Source organism: Cognatiluteimonas telluris (assembly GCF_011320095.1).
In the GTDB taxonomy this organism is placed as follows: domain Bacteria; phylum Pseudomonadota; class Gammaproteobacteria; order Xanthomonadales; family Xanthomonadaceae; genus Cognatiluteimonas; species Cognatiluteimonas telluris.
This window is the reverse complement of the sequence record NZ_JAANOY010000065.1, coordinates 1-2,646: the sequence shown is the minus strand read 5'-3', so window position 1 is coordinate 2,646 and position 2,646 is coordinate 1. Positions and strand designations below refer to the sequence as shown.

At 56.7% G+C, this 2,646-nt stretch carries 1 protein-coding gene; it reads left to right on the top strand.

The genetic code is table 11. The annotated features are described in order from the left end of the window. Positions 1–145: 145 nt before the first annotated feature. On the top strand, positions 146–586 hold the full coding sequence (locus tag G7B67_RS12855; protein ID WP_166213051.1) for a hypothetical protein: 441 nt from the start codon (positions 146–148) through the stop codon (positions 584–586). Positions 587–2,646: the final 2,060 nt, after the last annotated feature.

Genomic DNA, 2,646 nt, shown 5'->3' with positions numbered 1-2,646 from the left:
CTTCTGTGGCTACATATTGGGCCCGCAAACATGGTTGCGGGATTTCGAGGCAATCGCCGTAAGGGCGAGGCCTAACCATTCATTCAAGCCGAACCCGCTTCGCGGGTCGGCTTAATTCAGGTGTTAGCCCCCACTTGGAGTTGCTATGCAGTCGAAATTGCGAATTGACATTGTGGCCCTCGTCATTTCCATTGCGGCAATCGCGATTGCATTGATCACGCTACTGTTGGTGCGGCCTTGGACGGCAGCTGCTCCCCGCACGGCGCTACAAGACTTGCAGCTGCGTGCCATATCAAAATCTGAGTTGGCCAGTAATCGCGCCCAATGCTTCTTGCGGGTATCTGGCAAGGACACTTCAGCGTTGGCGCTACTGCATCTTTCGCTACTGGAGCGGAACAAGCGAATACTCGACTCGTTTCCCCAACAAGCGAACTTGACCACCTCAGAGCTTATGTCCGCTGCAAAAGCAGCAATAGACACTCTCAATGGCGCAGTTCAAGTCGAGCGTCAAGTGACACTGACAAAACAGTCAATGTCCCCCAGCCAGCTACAGGCCGCAATTGCTGTTTGCCCCGGTGAGGGCTAACAATTCATTCAAGCCGAACATGCTTCGTTCCAGCAAAGGCGGCACTGAAAAGCGTGCCACCTTTTGCCTCCACTACGCATGTCGGCTTAATTCAGGTGTTAGGCCGCTAAGAGCGGGCCCGCTGCGGCCATTCGGCAGTTCGGGTTGCTCGCTTCGCCGAGCATCTTGTTGCTTTCGTCCACCCTCTTCGGTCGCGCTTGGAGTCATCTAAGCGGCGCTCGGATTTCCACGCGGCAGTATTGGCGGCCGAACCTGCTGGCGGCATCTGCGTCGGGCGCCCGCAACTCCAGGCGCGCGGTCGGACAGCGTCGCTTCGGCACAAGCAGCTTCGGCTAGTCCAGGGGTCGCGCCCGATTTGCGTCGGAGTGCGCCCGGACCATCCGGCGGCATTGCCGCATTCCTGACCACCAGGCGGCATCTCGGCTGGGCGCCTGTAGCTTCTGGCGCGCGGCCGACTGGTTCGGCCTCAGGTCAAGCGTGCGGCTTGTCAGCCAATGATTCTTGTGGGCAAATGGCGGCCTAACGATTCATTCAAGCCGAACCCGCTTCGTTCCAGCAAAAGGCGGCACTGAAAAACGTGCCACCTTTTGCCTCCACTACGCAGGTCGGCTTAATTCAGGTGTTAGGCCGCGGAAGGAGATCTTTGCGCATGGGAACAGCGTTCTGGATGCGTCGGTTCTTGGTGGTGCTCGCTGTGGCGTTCGTCGTCATCGCTGCGTCGCACCTGGTTCGAGGCAGAGGCGTCGAATACGCCGTGACTCAGGGTGCAGTTTGGTCGGTCATATCGGCCGTCATCTTTACCGTGGCCCGATACTTTCAGGCTCGGCGCGGTCAACATTGCGCACTCTGCCGGGACACGCCAGAAATGCAGCAACAACACGGGCCGCAGGCCTAACAATTCATTCAAGCCGAACATGCTTCGTTCCAGCAAAAGGCGGCACTGAAAAGCGTGCCACCTTTTGCCTCCACTACGCATGTCGGCTTAATTCAGGTGTTAGCCCCCATGGGATATTTTTTGCGCTCGCTAGCAATACTCGCAATAGTCGCCTCCCTGAGTGCGCGTGCCAATTTCACTGCGCCACTTCATAGCAATCGCCCGCATGCCGTTCTGGGGCATCCCGCAAGCGACCCGAGGTTTGATTTTCGAGGTGTCTGGGAGGGTGAGCTGCAGGGATATAACGCTGGCAGTTACACTGACAGCGCTGGGTTCCCAATGCGGTTTCGTATCGTTATCGGCAACTGGCGCGTCAGCGTCTTCAACTTAGTCGAAGGCCAATGGCACGAGATGAAGCCTGGCGCGTTTCGGATGAGAACCTCAGGTCCGCACGCACTTATCTACTCAACGACCTCAGGCAGTGACGGCGGCGTTTGGATTGAGTCTTCCACTTTCACGCTCGCCCACGCTGGACCCGGCGAGGTTGTTGCCTACTGGCAGCGAACCGTCAACAATCTTGATTCTCCAGCAACCGATCAGTGGCACCAGTTCGCTTGGGGCTACAGTGGAACTCTGCGTCGTTCATCGGCTGGGGGCTAACAATTCATTCAAGCCGAACATGCTTCGTTCCACAAACATGGCAAAAAGAGCTTGCCATGTTTGCTCCACTACGCATGTCGGCTTAATTCAGGTGTTAGGCACCAGGATGAGAGATGACTAGTTACTGGGCATATTGGAAGCGCGGCTGGTGGGCTTGGTTACTGCTCTTCAGTTGCAACATGACCTTTGGCGGTGTGCTCTACCTTCTTGCCTAAACTCTTGGCAAGGGGAGCAACGCGTATTTGTGGATTTCGATAGCAGCATGGCTTGTCTTTGGCGCGCCACTCTGCGGCTGGTTGTTCGAGTACTTCGCAAGCCGGTCATCTCGGCTTAAAGTGGTGGCGGCAAGTGAATCGCCAGTTGCCTAACAATTCATTCAAGCCGAAGCCGCTTCGCGGCTCGGCTTAATTCAGGTGTTAGGCCCCGCAGGAGGCAAATGGTGAACTCGGAGAGAAAGCCTCGCGTCTCACAATTCCTGCTGCTTTCCGCCACATTTTTGAGTGCCGCGGCTTCGCTTTTCCTTGGC